The sequence below is a fragment of the Spirosoma knui genome (genome assembly GCF_054780635.1).
In genome coordinates, this window is record NZ_BAAGVY010000001.1 from 47,878 (window position 1) to 62,153 (window position 14,276).

Consider the following 14,276-nt stretch of genomic DNA (forward strand, 5'->3'; position numbering starts at 1 on the left):
GTATGCGGTTCCGGGGCGTAACGCTTATCTATTGCGTTATGTGACCTAGTGCCTGGTCCAGATCGGCAATAAGCAGGGCAGGGTCTTCCAGGCCGATGTAGAGCCGAACTAGCTTGAACCCGTCGTCTTCCGGGACTGTATCGGAAGCATAGCCAACACTGGCCGGAAACACCAGCGATTCGTGACCACCCCACGAAACACCCAGGATAAAGCGCGTCAGCGAATCGGCAAACGCATCGACGTCTTTCAATCGGTTGGTGTTCAGCTCCAGCGTAATAAGGCCCCCGCAGCCCGTCATCTGCCGACGGGCCAGCTCAACCTGCGGGTGACTATCGGCCAGCGGAAAGTGGACACGACTCAGGGCCGGGTGCGTTTCCAGAAACCGGACAATCTGGTGGGCGCTGTCGTTGCTACGTTGCACCCGCAGTGGCAGGGTCCGTAAGCCTCGAATCAGCAGCCAGGCATTTTGCGGGGAAATAATGCCACCCAGCGTCATGTATTCGCCGAAGAAAATCTTCTTCATCATCGCTTTGGTGCCACAAACCACCCCCGCTACTACGTCCGAATGGCCACCGATGTATTTTGAAGCCGAGTGCATGACCAGATCGATGCCCAACTCAATAGGCCGCTGGAAAAGCGGAGTGCAGTGGCTATTGTCGATCATGGTCAGAATGCCGTGCTGCTTCGCCAGCTGAGCTACAGCTGCGAGATCCTGCAACTCAAACAGCCACGAACTGGGCGATTCGAGGTAAATGATCTTCGTGTTTGGCTGGATAGCCTGCTCAAAATTAGCCAGGTCCGTACCATCGACAAAGGTAGTGGTGACCCCAAAGCGAGGCAGGTAGTTCGCCATCAGTTTCTCAGCCCAGCTATACGGTTTCCTGACGGAGACGATGTGGTCGCCCTGGCTGACATTCGCTAATACCGCAACCGAAATTGCTGCGCTGCCACTCGCCATCACGAGGGCGTCTTCGGCTCCTTCCAGCGCTGCCAGCTTTTTGCGCAGGATCTCGACCGTTGGGTTGTTGCCGCGCGTGTAAAAATGGCGTTCGTCTTCGTGGGCCAGGTCGGCCCGCATGGTCGCTACGTTGGCAAACGTAAAATTGCTGGCCTGGATAACGGGCGGAGCAATGGCGTTGAAGTAGCGCTCGCGCTCTTCGCCAAGCTCGTTAAGAATATAAGAAAGATCCAAAAGCGTGAAGCGTTCTAGGTAAGGAAGCCCAATTTTAAGCAAAAAAGTTGTCCTCAGTACCATTTGGAATAGGGACTGAGGACAACTAACGTAGATCGGAGTGCGGAACACTAGCGCTGGTAGCGGCTGCGGTATTCCGGACCAACGCCAAAGCCATAGCCCAGCGTAAGCGTAACGGTTGAGTTATAGATACTTTGCTGGCCCACACCTCCCCGGTAAATAGGCTGGCTCGTAATATCCGCTAATCCAAACGTGTAGCGGGCATCAATTAAAAACCGCTGGCGCTCGCCGAAGCCGGGCCAGTTTAACTGAAATCCAGCCAGTAGACCCAGATCTAAGTTCTTAAAGGCACTCGAATTATCAATATCGGGCTGCGAGAATCCGTTGATTTTTTGTTTCGTCACTTTGGCGCTCAGCGGAATCGCCAGGGATGGTCCCAGAAAGAGGTTTGGTCTGAACCGGCCGTTCAAGGTCAGGAAGTACCGGAGCGCCACTGGAATCTCCAGGTAATTGACGTGTTGCTTAAATTCTACCGGAACGTTACCGGGATCAACCCCTTCAAATTTACCCCCGCGCTGCGAATACAATACGTCGGCTGAAATACCGAAGTGGTTTAAAGAACTATACATCAAAAAAGCACCAGCGGCTAAGCCAGGCGTTAGTTTATAGCCATTTACGTCGCCCCGGAATGTGGATAAATTTAAGCCCACGCGTGGCCCGGCACTAAAGCGTTGCTGCGCAAAAACGCTTGATACACAGAAGGAAAACAGAAAAAACGCAGTGATGAATGGACGTAGCGAAATTGAGCGAAACATAGAATGTAATAATAGATTGTTACGCCCCGTTAACGCCTGAGGTTTCATAAATGTTTTAATCGGCCAGGCTACTTTTTAGGTTGCGGGCTTAAATTTTGTTTCAACAGCAAGCGTTGATAACCAAAAATTGCCGTTCAGAAAACGAGCATCGCGGTTGCTCAGCGCAGGTTGTTAGTCATCGTTAGCCCCTTTCCTAACTCCGCTACCTACTGTTCTCCAGCCGATATACCGGGTAGCGATTAAATGTCTTTTCGAAGTAATACGTTTGCTTGTAGATGAAGTCCAACTGGGCGTTAGCGTTTTCGGCGAAGGCTTTGTCGGACGTTCGCTTGTCAGTTAACTTCTGGCGCAGGGCAGAATCTTTGCGGAGCAGTTCAGCGGCCGTGTCTTCGAAGATGTAGTCTGAGAAATACTCTTTCTGGTCGAGAATGCTGTCGAAGAAATTCCAGGTAAAAAACGAGTCGGCGGCCTGAGGTTCCAGCGTTTCGATCAGGTACCGGTTGGCTGGCTGATTGGTGAAGATCAAATAATCACCTTTGTAAAACTGAATCCGCTGCGACTCCGTCCGAATCTTTATGCCCGAATGCAGATAGTGCCCTTCGTACGGCCGCTGGCTGGTTCGGTAATCGTCCAGGTAGTAAGCCGACACATTAATCAGCGTATCTTTGGGGAGTGTCTGCATCCGAACGCTGTTACGTTTCAGCAGGGCAATCACGTCCAACCAGGCTTGCGGAATGATGTAGGCACTGGGTTTAGTTAGTTGAAGATCGGGCACAAATGTATTCAAATACGGAATGCGCTTTGTAAACGGTTTTGTCCGGTCGTAATACAGCCGCTTTAGCCCCGACACTTCACTGAGTTTGTACCCCGCTTCGTACCCCAGGAACGTAACGGAGTCTACCTTACTACGGTCGAGCTTGTAATTCGTTGCAAACGTAGCCTGTTGACTTACAGCGGCATCCGCGCGTTGTTTGTTGGCCAGAATCGTTTTGGCGTCACGTTCGCACAGGCGCAGCACAGCCTCATCAAACGCGTAACTGCCCTTTACCCGTGCTGGGTAGTCTTTCCACATATGCGTTTCGAGTGTAAAGCCAAAGCAGTTGAACATAGCCGCGTACCCTGTTGTGTAGCGTGGTGAATCGTTATACCCGAGGAGTCCACTTTCAGGCGTCTCTTTCGGGTGGTTCACGTACGGCGCGGGCGGAAATCCTGTTGAGGTGAGCGCTTTATCCAAATCGGGCTGAAAGGTCTGGGTCATGTAACCTGATACGAGGGGGTGGAGCTTGTCTTTCTGCGTAGCAAAATACGTAACCACGTGCTGATAGTCAGCTCCGTTGCTGGTATGGTTGTCGATAAATACCTGCGGGTTCAACTGCTGATACATCGCCTGAAACGACCGCGTATTTTCAGCATCGGCCTTAATGAAATCACGGTTTAAATTCAGATTGCGGGCATTTCCCCTGAATCCGTAGGTCTCGGGGCCATTCTGATTCACCCGCGATATGCCCCGGTTCAGGCTGCCACCGACGTTGAAAACGGGGACAATAGCCAGCAAGACGTTTTTGGGCAGTTTGTTCGCCAGCAGTAGGTCGCGTGCCAGCATCATACAGGCATCAATACCTTCCGGCTCGCCGGGGTGTATGCCATTGTTGATCAACAACGTAACGCGGTTAGGTCGGGCGGCAAATACTTTATCGGACGCAAGCAGAAATACATGCAGGGGCTTTCCTACATCCGTTTTACCCACCTCGATCAGTTTCGCCTGGTCAAACTGCCGATCGAGCCGTTGATAATAGTTAATGATTTCCGTGTACGTAGCGGTTTGTCGGCCCTGACTCCGTTCGTAAGGGGTAATCCAATTGGGCTTTGTCTGGGCAAAGGAAGCAGGAGAGAGTAGAATGAGCAGCAGGTAAAGCTGTTTTTTCATGGGTAGACCTTTGTAAGCCACAAAATTACCCGAAATGGTATAGAATCGTTTAACTCTGTAGCTACGGGAATAACGCATTAGGCACGGATACTGTCAGGTAATGTACAGAAAATGAAGTAATCGGTATTTACGGGCTTTTCACCCAGCATCCGGATCATATTCACAATCTGGCCCCGGTGGTACGATCCGTGATTGGTTGAATGAATGACTGTGTCCAAAAAAGGTAGGCGGAACGTATCCCCTTTTTTGGTCGCAAAGACAATGTCCTCGTCTGGATTTGTTGCGAGTGCCTCAATGCGTTCTTTAATCTGGTCTTGTATGGGTGTCCAGGTCGTAATTATGGAATGGGCATCGTCTGTAGACCAGGTTTGCGGCACTTCCACGTAGGGAATGCCTTGCCAGCGATGCATCCAGATCCAGTCCGATTCGACCAGGTGACGTAACGTGAGCTGTATCGACGGGAAGCTGCCGCCTAGCTTTTTCGAGAAAAGATCGGTAGCGAACGTAGTTGTTTGTTCAGTGAGTCGTCGGTTCGCCCAGATGTTATAACTGATAAGCTTTACAGCGTCGATCATAAGGCTGCTCATTCAACGTTGAACAATGGCTAACCTCCTGTTGCCCGAATGAGGGTAGCTTTGCCGCCAACCCAAACCGTTACGTTACTTCTGGTCTTATTGAAGACCAAATGGAGTTGCAGCTGCGCGATGCACCAATTGCGAAGCAGGTTTGACTAAGCTTGCATGTGCGGGAGCTGGCTTGGGCGTTGGCGCAGGACGCTTCGGCGCAAAAAAGATAAAGTAAATCGCCATCGCCAGCATAAACAGAATGGCTGCGGTGGTTGTCGCGATCCAGAGGGGCCAGAGTCGTCTTTTGGTGGCCGACTCGTGAATCCGATCGTGCAGGGCGTTACGTAGACTGGCCAGTTGTTCGGCTGTCGGCGTGGCGGTTTGCTGCATGGCTTCCAGACCGGCCAGCGCATCGGCGTAGAACGGATCTTCGAGCAGTAAGCGCTCCACACGATACCGTGCCGGGCCGCTTAGCCGTCCGTCCTGATACGCCTTCAGGTCATCGAAAGTCAATTGGTCGTTCATAGTACTACGGCACAACAGGCCGAGGAAATCACATACCGCCAGTCAAAACCAGCGTTATTTACTCATACAAATTTTCAACATTCGGCGGCCATTTTGCAAATAACTCTTCACCTGTTTTAAATCGTAACCGGTTAGCGTAGCTACCTCGGTGTAGGTTTTACGATCCAGGTAAAACAGGGTGAGGCAGGTACGCTGCTCAATCGGCAACGTTTGCAAACAGGCCTCCATCCGGGTTAGGTCTTCTTCCAGGTCCGGCTCCTCGTTGAGGGGTATATCCACCGACGAGGTTCGCTCATCGTTCGCTGGCCGATCGAGCAGACCGGTGTCTCGATCGTCGAGGCTGGCCATTACATGCGTCTTTCGGCTCCGTAACTGCATCAGGCAGTAGTTTCGGGCTACACTGTGAAGCCAGGCCTGAAACTGCTGCACATCGTGTCGGCGCAGATCGACGATCAACTGTTCGAACAGATGCATCACTGCGTCTTTGGCCTCTTCTTCGTCGCGCAGATAATTATAGCATACGGCGTATACCAGTTCCATGTGCCGCTCATACAGCTCACCCAATATCGCCAGATCGCCCGTGGCCCGGTAGGCCGCGACGTACTCGGCGTCGGTAGAGGGTCTGTGCTTGCGGAACCGTTTCAGAAACATACGCTGTCTGACTGCTTACCAGTAAGATGCAGAAATCGCCCTGATTCCACACCAATCTGTTCATAAAAATAACCTGAACTACGTATTGAAACTGACTTAGCCCGACAGCAGACAGTTTACTGATTTCAGGTGTCGAGACGTCTGCCATTTCATTCGAGCCAAACAACCTTGGTCGCTCGGTGGTAACTCACTAAGTCGATAAGGCTGAGGGCTTATAACTTAAGCCCTTAGATAGGCGTTACGTAGTCATACTAAACAATCAACGTTATGAAACTTTCTCTGTTGTTCGCTGCTGCCATGAGTGTAAGTGTTGCTACTGCTGCCTTCGCGCAGAGCAATCAATCACCGGAGATGCAGCAATCTACCTCCACCCAGGATCGCCGGGCGGCCAATCCACCCCGGCCAAAACTGAAGAAACAAAGTCAACAGCAGCGCTCGAGGATGGAGTCTGGTTTAGACACCACGCTGCCTAAAGATCGTAAGCAAAAGCGACTGCGGCCCGATTCGCTTCGGCGGGGTGGTGCCACGCGGGTTGATACGGTTCGCCGATAACCTTGTTTGTACACGCTCATACCTTTAAACAAATTGGGGCCGCTGCCAGTCCTGTTTAGCAAGAACAACGACAACGGTATGATAAAATTAATGATGGCAGCCCTGCTGACGACTTCCGTAGCAGTGGCTCAGACAACTCCCCAAAACGCGAAAGGGAACGCAACGAATGCAACGACAAGCGCTGGCACGAAAGGCGCATCAGCCACAAAGTCGGCATCAACGTCAAAAACACCAGCTTCGGGCACTGCCAAGGCAACCACTGAACCATCTCGGCCGCTGCCGGAACATTCGTTAAAGACGAAGCTGAAAAACGACAATACGAATAACCCTAATTACAACCTCGAAAAAGCACGAAGCGATCGGGGCACGAAGCGGGAATACACCCCCCGCCGTACGGAATCGGGTGCCCGGAAAGACACCATGGACCGGCGTAAGTCGTCGTAGCTCGCATCTTTCAAGGCAAATTTAAATACCCCTCCCAGCCTCCCCTTGTAGGGGAGGCTGGGAGGGGTACAACAGAGGTGGGTTTTCCGCCTAATCTACCTAGGCTAGAACTATTTCTTTTTCTGACGTTCGGCTTTGCGTTCCTCGCGCTTCTCTTTCCGCTCCGCCTTTCGTTCTTCGCGCTTCTCTTTCCGTTCCGCCTTTCGCTCGGCACGCGCTGCTTTAAAGTCGTCTTTAACGGTTTTTAGCGCATCCTGGAACGTAATGTTGTTGTCGATTTCGCCCTTGAAGGCTTCGATGTAAGCGTTACGTAGTAAACCGAAGATGGTCGGCCATACCGCCGTTTCTACGTTCTCAACCGTGCCCGATATCGGTACGCGGGTGGCTACCTGATCCTTGCGGGGGTTAGTCAGTATACTAGACCCCGCCTGGGCCAACAGTTCGGTGAAGAATTTGCCAACCGAGCGACCTTCGTGCTCGTTCAGCTTGAAAATCTTCATGTCTTTGGTTAGCGGCTTGATGTAACCGTTGAAGCGACTGTCGTACATGGCCATTTCGCTGAAAACACTCACGGTACCGCGCTCGAAGTCAACGTTGGCGTATTCACGGGCCAGGTTATTGATTTTTACCAGCTGAACGTCGGTGAACTTCATGTTGTAGTCGAAGTCTGGCATGACCTTTAACAGGTTCATGTTCGCTGAGAAGTCCAGCTTACCGCCATAGCCGGGCGCATCGGCGGTGGCGATGACTGGCGAAGGCAGTTTCTTGTTCGCGTCGTCGACGTTTCGGATGTTACGTAGTTCGGCGTTGAAGTTTTGCAGCGAAAGGTCGGCACGCGGACTGGTAACCAGACTGGTAAGGTCGATTTTACCATCAATGACGGCGAACCGGTTAATGCTGATGGGCAACAGCTTTTTCAGATAAGCCGTCCAGTCGACTTCGGCCCCGGTCTGGCTGCTGGCTTCGTCGTTGCTGAACGCAAAGTTAAGCTCTGGCTTGTAGGCTTCAACCTCACTCACCAGCTTACCCTTAAATAACGATTTCCATTCGACCGACAGATCCGTCTTGGGCATGTACAGGAATGGTTCTTTTATTTTGCCATTGACCTTACGGATGCGCAGCTCATCGATCTGGTAAGCTCCTCGAATCAGCTGAATATCGATGTCTTCAACGTGACCCGTGTATTCGCCCATATCGGCCAGCGTTTTGTTGACGTACTTCAGAACGAAGTACGGCAGCAGGAGCCGCGCGACAACGAGCAGGACAACAAGTGCTATAAGAATTTTGGTTGTGCGTTTCAAAACGTTGAGTGATTTGGTGTAACGTTCTGATAAACGCAAAAAGAGGGGCAGGGGTTGGGTATTGGCGGAACAAGTGTAGCAATGCCGTGGGTGAAGCAAAGTCGTTTTCTACTTCATCCACGACATTATCAGACTAATTTACCGACTGCCCGGTGCAAACTTGCGGCCGTTCAACGTCGTGTATTTGAAATCGCTGGAGCCGCTAAACGTGACCTCGTCGAAGCTTGTTCCGCGTGGGAAGTGTGTGTATTTGAAATCGGCGTTACCGGAAAACCGAGCCTGGTTGAAATTAACGCCTTCCTCGAATTTGGTGTATTTGAAGTCGGCTGACCGTTCGAAACGGGCTTTCTGAAAGGTCGATTCTTCGTTGAAATGCGTGTATTTGAAATCGGCATAGCCCCGAAACGATGACCCGCTAAAATTAGCCGCATCCTTAAACTTGGTGTATTTGAAGAGGGCCTCTTCGCGGAACGTATTACCCGTAAACATGGCTCGCTGAGCAAACACTGAGTACTTAAAGGCCGCGTCGTCTTCAAACTGGCAGTTTTCAATGGTTACGGCTTCGTTGAAATTGGCGTTGTAGACTTTGTTGCCGCCTTTGCTTAACTTAAAATCTTCCGAGATATACGCCAGAAACTTACCACTGAACGTGCAGTTACGGAACGTAAGCGGAACCTCTACCGTGCTGAGGTATTGCTGGGAATCGCCCCAACCGCCTTCGCGTACCTCCCGGCGATTCGCCAGATTAGTCAGATCGAGGTCGCCAGTTATGGTTACGTCTTGATACGAAACCGGTTCTTTGCGGTTGATCTTATCGATGATCTCACGGGCAGCAACTGTCTTTTGCGCTAGTGATGGTGCTAATGCAATACAGGCGAGCAGGAAGGTGGTAAGAAGGGTTTTCATAGATAGTTGTTGTGCTTGTTTGGGGTAAAGATGCAGACCACGAAACAAAGGTTGCGTAGAGGGTAAAACAAAACCGCCGAACTCTTGAAACGAGTTCGGCGGTTTTGTCAGCGAAATGGGTTTTCTCCTATTGTACTAATCTAGCCACATGACTTTATCATACGCAATTTCGTAGTCCATTTCTTCGAGAGGAATCAGACTGGTGAACTGGCCCGTTTCGGTTGTCTTAATGGCATTCCAGCGGCCCGACGCATCACGTAACAACAGTCGATAGCCGTATAACGGATGCAACGTAGTACCATCGGTACGATGATCCCAGCCGGTTTGCAGTTCAATGGCGAAGGCGATGCGGTTAAGCACTTCATTCAGCTGATATACCAGACTGCCCGCTCCGTCCAGCTCTTCAATCCATAGCACCAGCCCGTCGGTACCCCAGTCGAAGTGGAGTTCGGTAGGCGTAAGTGTGATTATTGACGCATTCATAACGATTCAGAGTTTTGAGTTATCAGTTCGTCTTGGGCTTATCAGTAAAAGCCATTCGGAACGAATCTGCTGTTAAGCGCTCAGGCTCCAGGATGAAACGGAAGGCTGAGCGAATTCCTGTTCTTCACGCCATTTTCGAAGCCAGAAGCGGTATTTCTTACGACCGTAGTCAATAAAGTCTGGAATCGACGTAGCGTCTACCGCAAACAGGCGATGCGGCCGTTGCTTCATCACGCCAATAAACACAAACCGAAATTGCCGGGTCGTAGCCCAGTCCGCTGCTTCAGCGTAGCGGAGGCTGTCCAGGTAAAAAGCAGCCTGTCGATCATAGTCGTATGTATAGCACGACTCCAGGAATTGCGCCTGCGTGCGGGCTGAGGTCGTTTTAACGTCGATGATCAGGGCATTTCGGCGCTTGGGGCTCGTGTACACCATATCTAGCCGCGATTTGCAGGCTACGCCCGTAGCGGGGTCCGTAAACAGCACCACCCGCTCCCGCTCCGACATCCGCAAATACCGGCGACAGAAACCATCCTGCCGAATCGTACGCATCAGCGTGCTTAGCTGCTCGGCTTGCTTAGGAGCCAGCAAATGATTGTCGGGGTTCAAATCGGGCAATAACTGCTGCAACACCGTTCCGACCGTTTCGGGCTCCAGCAGATGCTGGTGAAACGCCCGGCCAAACACCTTGGCTTTCTCGGGAATGAACCGCGCCGAAGGAACTGACCAGTAACCCAGATGCTCTTCCTTAAGCCGGGTCAGGTCCGAATTCGATACACGAGGCAACGCCCGGTAATCGTCGCCGGTACCTATCAACGGCTGAAGTGTATTAATGCGTTGAGAAATCATACGAGAGAGGGAAGAAAAGGGAGTAAGGGGAGGAATGGGACGAACGGGGTGAAGGAAATTCAAAAGCTCCTTTATCCCGTTCGTCCCATTCCTCCCTTTACTCCTCCAATTAAATTTGACCCGCTGGCAACAGTTCTGGTTCTTCGGCGATATTGGCGAAGGGATTGTAGTAGTTCATTGCCGTTTTGATGTTGGCAATGTCGGTAAGCGTTTCCTGCCGGAACACCTTAACCTCCTGCGCAAACTGTTTCAGCTCTTTCGTGCGTTCAACGTCGCCCATCTTGTAGGAGAACGTAGCGATATAATACACGCCTTTGGGCTGGATCTTCGTGTTCTCTTTCTTTTCGGCTACGGCCGTAATCACTACGTCGGCCAGGGTGAGGTCGTCGTAATACAGCGGTTCGATGAGCCGGAATATGTTGTCTACCGAATAGCCATGGAACAGCACCGCCGATACGCAGTTTTTCTCGTCGATAAAGAAAAGCTCCGCCCAGTTCTTGGTGCCCATGTTCAGGATGTTGTCGGTAAAGATTCGCCAGGCAATTGGCTGAAAGGTCAGGGTACGTCCTAACTTCTCGGAACCGTTGATGTTGAACACACCTTCCTTAGCATCGAATCGGTATTGGCGTGGGTGACCCTCCAAATATTTGTATTTGTTAACCACCTCACCCGTTAATTCGTGAATCTTTTGATAAGGTTTCAGGGCCTCACCATTTTGAATTGTCGAAAGTTGGCTTTTGTTTTGTGTGTTCATTAGTATTTGTTGTTTACTGTTCAAGCAGGGGGCCCATATTGCGGTCCCTTTTGCCTTTTTAAACGGTAGTGTTTACTGTTTTAAAATTACACACTTTTACGTAAAAACCAAACCCGTTTAGGAATAATTCCCCCTGAATTTTACGTAGTTTTATGTAAAATAGTGAAGGGCAAAGCGCTTTAGGCATTGGGATAGACGTTCGTTCCCCTACGCCCCAGCCCCCAGCCCTTTTCTCCTGACCTATGACAATCGAATCCCGCCTTCAGCAATTAATTGACGCACTCAATGTGAGCGTTCTGGAATTTGCCCGGCAATTAGGCGAACGGCGGGGCGAAAAAGTGTATCATATTCTGCACGGCCGATTGAAGCCCCGGTACGATACCCTCGAAAAAATTCTGGTCGCTTACCCGCAGGTCAACGCCGACTGGCTGCTGCGGGGCGAAGGGCTGATGTTTAAACAACTCGACTCACCTTCGGCCGCAATTACCACCGAGGAGCGGCTACGTAACGTCGAGTTCCTGCTTTTTCAACTGAACGAACGGATGGCCTTACTCCAGCAAACCAACGATCAGTTGCTGGCTGAGTTAACCGCGCTTAAAGAGACTCGTTGACACCGAAACGGGTATCAGTTAGCCAATTAAGGCCGCGAATCCAGGCGGTTCTTTCTGAACAACTTGGGCGTTTCTGGGTTATACTCCCAAAAACACCTTAGCGTTATGGCAACGACATCACCATTCGACCCCAATAAAGTTGACCCCGAATTTTATTCGCAGGACCCTAATCAGCACGGTGATTCTGATTTCGGCCGCGTATCGGAAGGGGTCGGTAACGCACAATATAACTCTGTCACCACCAACGACCGGGGCGAAACATCGGAAGAAATGGCGCACGTACGCGAAGCAAACGTCAACGTGGGCGATCCTGATTTGCCAGAAGGCGAAAGCTACGGTGGAACACAGGCCTGGGACGTTAACGCTGATGCCATACAGACGGACCAGCCTAAAGGACAGATGATGAGCGATGAAGCGAGTAGAAAACTGAACGAAGTCGCTGAGAACCCATCGGATGATGCGCTCTTCCACCGGGGTGACGCTACGTACCTGGAAGATGGCGACGACCCAAATCAGGGCTACGACCCGCACAACAAAGGCTACGACGGAAAAGACAAGACGAATCCGCAGTAACATACACAGTGAATCGGTAAAGTAACCGATGAGCGGCCGGACCATCTTCCGGCCGCTTTTTTATTGGCAGACAAGCTAATGTATGGGTGCAGCGAGATTCTTTTGTAAACTTGCTGCCTGAATCGTATAGCTCGCGGATGAACGATCCGCTCCCCCGCTTTGCTTATTGAAACTCGTGCTTATGCCCGGGCCGGATTGCTTGGTAACCCGTCCGACGGCTTTTTTGGGAAAACGATTGCCATATCCGTGCGTAATTTCGGCGCGTCCGTTACGCTGTATCAGTCGCCGGAGCTGAACATCGAGCCACAATCCCAGGACACCAACGTATTCCGGAGTATGCACCACCTGCGGGACGCCGTCAGTACGTTGGGCTATCACGGGGGCGTGCCGCTGCTAAAGGCCGCTATCAAGAAATTCGCCGAGTACTGCGAAGCGGAGGGCATCCGCCTGCCGAACCAGAATTTTTCGATTCGCTACAATACGTCAATCCCGCGTCAGGTAGGCTTGTCGGGCTCCAGCGCGATCATTGTAGCGACTTTCCGGGCGTTGATGCAATTCTACAACGTCGAGATTCCAAAGCCCATCCTGCCGAACCTGGTGCTTGCTACCGAAACTGAGGAACTGGGCATCACGGCTGGCTTGCAGGACCGGGTCATTCAGTGCTACGAGGGGTGTGTGTACATGAATTTCGATCAGGCGATTATGGAACGGCAAGGCTACGGTCAGTACGAGCAGGTAGACCCGCGTTTGCTGCCTAAACTGTACATTGCCTACAACACGGACCTGGGCAAGCAGTCGGGGCGGGTGCATAACGACGTCAAAACCCGCTGGCTGAAAGGAGAAGCGTTGATTGTTGACACCATGAGCGCCATCGCCGACGTAGCGCGGGAAGGGCGCGAAGCCATGGTCAGGCAGGACACCGACGCCTTAAACGAGCTGGTAAATCGAAACTTCGATCTGCGGGCGCGTATTTACACCATCAGCGACCGGAATCGCAGCCTGATCGAAACCGCGCGTGCGTGTGAGGCATCGGCTTCGTTTACCGGGTCGGGCGGGTCGATTATCGGCCTCTACCGCGACGATGCCATGCTCAACCGCCTATTCGTCGAACTGAAAAAAATCAACGCTCGCGTGATTAAGCCTTACCTTATATAATGAGCGAAAGAGTGAATGAGCGATTGAGTGAATTAGTTCTCAAGCGTCATTCGCTCTTTCACTCAATCACTCATTCGCTCAATGATTAAAAAAGCTGTTATTCCCGCTGCTGGACTGGGAACCCGGTTCCTACCCGCTACTAAAGCGCAGCCCAAAGAGATGCTGCCGATTATCGACCGTCCAACGATTCAGTACGTTGTGCAGGAGGCCGTTGATTCGGGTATCGAAGATATTCTGATTATTACTGGCAAAGGCAAACGCGCTATCGAAGACCATTTCGACCGCAACTTCGAGCTGGAAACCCGACTCGAAGAGAAAGAAGATCAGTTGCTGCTGGACGAGATGCGCCGACTGTCGGATATGGCAAATCTGCACTACGTTCGTCAGCGGGAGCTAAATGGCCTCGGCGATGCAATTCGGTACGCTCGTCATCATATCGGCAACGAACCGTTTGCGGTGCTGCTGGGCGATACCATTATGGATGCTGTGATTCCGGTGACCCAGCAATTGATTGATACGTATGCCCAATACGGCTGTACAGTGATTGCCGTTGAGGAGGTGCCGCACGATAAGGTGAATCGGTACGGGATCATCGGGGGGAAGTCGCTGAGTGACCGCATTCTGGAACTGGAAACGCTGGTCGAGAAGCCCGCCTTGAACGAAGCTCCCTCTAATCTGGCCATTGCGGGCCGTTACATATTAACGCCCGAAATTTTTACGATGCTGGAGCAGACCCCCGCCGGTAAAAACAACGAAATTCAGTTGACCGACGCCATGCTGCTGCTGCTTAAACGCGAGAATCTGTACGCGCACCGAATAGAAGGCAAGCGCCACGACATTGGCAACAAGCTCGATTTCTTAAAAACAACCGTCGAATTTGCTCTTAAGCGGCCGGAATTTGCCGATAAATTTCGGACCTTCCTGGAAGAGATTCTCAGAAAAGAGTAGTAGCATAAGGCCCCGATGATCGGG

17 protein-coding genes are annotated in these 14,276 nt (G+C 51.5%); 6 read left to right on the top strand and 11 right to left on the bottom strand.

Going from position 1 to position 14,276, the window contains the following annotated elements; genetic code table 11:
* Positions 1 to 28: 28 nt before the first annotated feature.
* The 6 genes from ACYVIY_RS00150 to ACYVIY_RS00175 all read right to left on the bottom strand — a co-directional run bounded on the left by ACYVIY_RS00150 (position 29) and on the right by ACYVIY_RS00175 (position 5,676).
* Positions 29 to 1,192, bottom strand: coding sequence for a trans-sulfuration enzyme family protein (locus ACYVIY_RS00150; protein ID WP_460974209.1), 1,164 nt, complete (start codon positions 1,190 to 1,192; stop codon positions 29 to 31).
* 110 nt (positions 1,193 to 1,302) lie between these two features.
* Positions 1,303 to 2,007, bottom strand: coding sequence for a porin family protein (locus tag ACYVIY_RS00155; protein WP_460974210.1), 705 nt, complete (start codon positions 2,005 to 2,007; stop codon positions 1,303 to 1,305).
* Positions 2,008 to 2,209: 202 nt separating this feature from the next.
* Positions 2,210 to 3,934: a M14 family metallopeptidase gene (locus ACYVIY_RS00160; RefSeq protein WP_460974211.1), complete on the bottom strand. Its 1,725-nt coding sequence runs from the start codon at positions 3,932 to 3,934 to the stop codon at positions 2,210 to 2,212.
* Between the two features lie 77 nt (positions 3,935 to 4,011).
* The gene (locus tag ACYVIY_RS00165) at positions 4,012 to 4,521 is read right to left on the bottom strand and encodes a DinB family protein (protein ID WP_460974212.1); all 510 of its coding nucleotides are present in this window, start codon (positions 4,519 to 4,521) and stop codon (positions 4,012 to 4,014) included.
* Positions 4,522 to 4,605: 84 nt separating this feature from the next.
* Positions 4,606 to 5,025, bottom strand: a complete 420-nt coding sequence (locus ACYVIY_RS00170) for a hypothetical protein (protein ID WP_460974213.1) — start codon at positions 5,023 to 5,025, stop codon at positions 4,606 to 4,608.
* A gap of 54 nt (positions 5,026 to 5,079) precedes the next feature.
* On the bottom strand, positions 5,080 to 5,676 hold the full coding sequence (locus ACYVIY_RS00175; RefSeq protein WP_460974214.1) for an RNA polymerase sigma factor: 597 nt from the start codon (positions 5,674 to 5,676) through the stop codon (positions 5,080 to 5,082).
* A 267-nt stretch (positions 5,677 to 5,943) separates the two neighbouring features.
* On the opposite strand from ACYVIY_RS00175, the gene ACYVIY_RS00180 reads away from it, so the two are divergent.
* Positions 5,944 to 6,228, top strand: a complete 285-nt coding sequence (locus ACYVIY_RS00180) for a hypothetical protein (RefSeq protein WP_460974215.1) — start codon at positions 5,944 to 5,946, stop codon at positions 6,226 to 6,228.
* 78 nt (positions 6,229 to 6,306) lie between these two features.
* A complete protein-coding gene (locus tag ACYVIY_RS00185; RefSeq protein WP_460974216.1) occupies positions 6,307 to 6,672 on the top strand; it encodes a hypothetical protein in 366 nt (121 codons plus the stop codon).
* Between the two features lie 110 nt (positions 6,673 to 6,782).
* On the opposite strand, the gene ACYVIY_RS00190 is transcribed toward ACYVIY_RS00185, so the two are convergent.
* From ACYVIY_RS00190 to ACYVIY_RS00210, 5 genes are all read right to left on the bottom strand, one after another.
* Positions 6,783 to 7,973: a DUF748 domain-containing protein gene (locus tag ACYVIY_RS00190; RefSeq protein ID WP_460974217.1), complete on the bottom strand. Its 1,191-nt coding sequence runs from the start codon at positions 7,971 to 7,973 to the stop codon at positions 6,783 to 6,785.
* Between the two features lie 138 nt (positions 7,974 to 8,111).
* Positions 8,112 to 8,879, bottom strand: a complete 768-nt coding sequence (locus ACYVIY_RS00195; protein ID WP_460974218.1) for a pentapeptide repeat-containing protein — start codon at positions 8,877 to 8,879, stop codon at positions 8,112 to 8,114.
* A 135-nt stretch (positions 8,880 to 9,014) separates the two neighbouring features.
* On the bottom strand, positions 9,015 to 9,362 hold the full coding sequence (locus ACYVIY_RS00200) for a hypothetical protein (protein WP_460974219.1): 348 nt from the start codon (positions 9,360 to 9,362) through the stop codon (positions 9,015 to 9,017).
* 72 nt (positions 9,363 to 9,434) lie between these two features.
* The gene (locus ACYVIY_RS00205) at positions 9,435 to 10,211 is read right to left on the bottom strand and encodes a PD-(D/E)XK nuclease-like domain-containing protein (protein ID WP_460974220.1); all 777 of its coding nucleotides are present in this window, start codon (positions 10,209 to 10,211) and stop codon (positions 9,435 to 9,437) included.
* Positions 10,212 to 10,320: 109 nt separating this feature from the next.
* Entirely contained in the window at positions 10,321 to 10,965 is a 645-nt protein-coding gene (locus ACYVIY_RS00210) for a hypothetical protein (RefSeq protein WP_460974221.1), read from the bottom strand.
* 242 nt (positions 10,966 to 11,207) lie between these two features.
* Between ACYVIY_RS00210 and ACYVIY_RS00215 the strand changes: the two genes are divergently transcribed.
* The 4 genes from ACYVIY_RS00215 to galU all read left to right on the top strand — a co-directional run bounded on the left by ACYVIY_RS00215 (position 11,208) and on the right by galU (position 14,252).
* On the top strand, positions 11,208 to 11,576 hold the full coding sequence (locus ACYVIY_RS00215; RefSeq protein WP_460974222.1) for an XRE family transcriptional regulator: 369 nt from the start codon (positions 11,208 to 11,210) through the stop codon (positions 11,574 to 11,576).
* 105 nt (positions 11,577 to 11,681) lie between these two features.
* A complete protein-coding gene (locus tag ACYVIY_RS00220) occupies positions 11,682 to 12,149 on the top strand; it encodes a hypothetical protein (RefSeq protein ID WP_460974223.1) in 468 nt (155 codons plus the stop codon).
* Positions 12,150 to 12,308: 159 nt separating this feature from the next.
* Positions 12,309 to 13,304, top strand: coding sequence for a mevalonate kinase family protein (locus ACYVIY_RS00225; protein WP_460974224.1), 996 nt, complete (start codon positions 12,309 to 12,311; stop codon positions 13,302 to 13,304).
* 81 nt (positions 13,305 to 13,385) lie between these two features.
* Positions 13,386 to 14,252, top strand: a complete 867-nt coding sequence (galU, locus tag ACYVIY_RS00230; RefSeq protein ID WP_460974225.1) for a UTP--glucose-1-phosphate uridylyltransferase GalU — start codon at positions 13,386 to 13,388, stop codon at positions 14,250 to 14,252.
* Positions 14,253 to 14,276: the final 24 nt, after the last annotated feature.

What these genes read in the sequence shown, in the direction of transcription:
- ACYVIY_RS00155 (WP_460974210.1), bottom strand. Translation starts at nt 2,007, where the DNA reads ATGTTTCGCTCAATTTCGCTACGTCCATTCATCACTGCGTTTTTTCTG.
- ACYVIY_RS00160 (WP_460974211.1), bottom strand. Translation starts at nt 3,934, where the DNA reads ATGAAAAAACAGCTTTACCTGCTGCTCATTCTACTCTCTCCTGCTTCC.
- ACYVIY_RS00165 (WP_460974212.1), bottom strand. Translation starts at nt 4,521, where the DNA reads ATGAGCAGCCTTATGATCGACGCTGTAAAGCTTATCAGTTATAACATC.
- ACYVIY_RS00170 (WP_460974213.1), bottom strand. Translation starts at nt 5,025, where the DNA reads ATGAACGACCAATTGACTTTCGATGACCTGAAGGCGTATCAGGACGGA.
- ACYVIY_RS00175 (WP_460974214.1), bottom strand. Translation starts at nt 5,676, where the DNA reads ATGTTTCTGAAACGGTTCCGCAAGCACAGACCCTCTACCGACGCCGAG.
- ACYVIY_RS00180 (WP_460974215.1), top strand. Translation starts at nt 5,944, where the DNA reads ATGAAACTTTCTCTGTTGTTCGCTGCTGCCATGAGTGTAAGTGTTGCT.
- ACYVIY_RS00185 (WP_460974216.1), top strand. Translation starts at nt 6,307, where the DNA reads ATGATAAAATTAATGATGGCAGCCCTGCTGACGACTTCCGTAGCAGTG.
- ACYVIY_RS00195 (WP_460974218.1), bottom strand. Translation starts at nt 8,879, where the DNA reads ATGAAAACCCTTCTTACCACCTTCCTGCTCGCCTGTATTGCATTAGCA.
- ACYVIY_RS00200 (WP_460974219.1), bottom strand. Translation starts at nt 9,362, where the DNA reads ATGAATGCGTCAATAATCACACTTACGCCTACCGAACTCCACTTCGAC.
- ACYVIY_RS00205 (WP_460974220.1), bottom strand. Translation starts at nt 10,211, where the DNA reads ATGATTTCTCAACGCATTAATACACTTCAGCCGTTGATAGGTACCGGC.
- ACYVIY_RS00210 (WP_460974221.1), bottom strand. Translation starts at nt 10,965, where the DNA reads ATGAACACACAAAACAAAAGCCAACTTTCGACAATTCAAAATGGTGAG.
- ACYVIY_RS00215 (WP_460974222.1), top strand. Translation starts at nt 11,208, where the DNA reads ATGACAATCGAATCCCGCCTTCAGCAATTAATTGACGCACTCAATGTG.
- ACYVIY_RS00220 (WP_460974223.1), top strand. Translation starts at nt 11,682, where the DNA reads ATGGCAACGACATCACCATTCGACCCCAATAAAGTTGACCCCGAATTT.
- galU (WP_460974225.1), top strand. Translation starts at nt 13,386, where the DNA reads ATGATTAAAAAAGCTGTTATTCCCGCTGCTGGACTGGGAACCCGGTTC.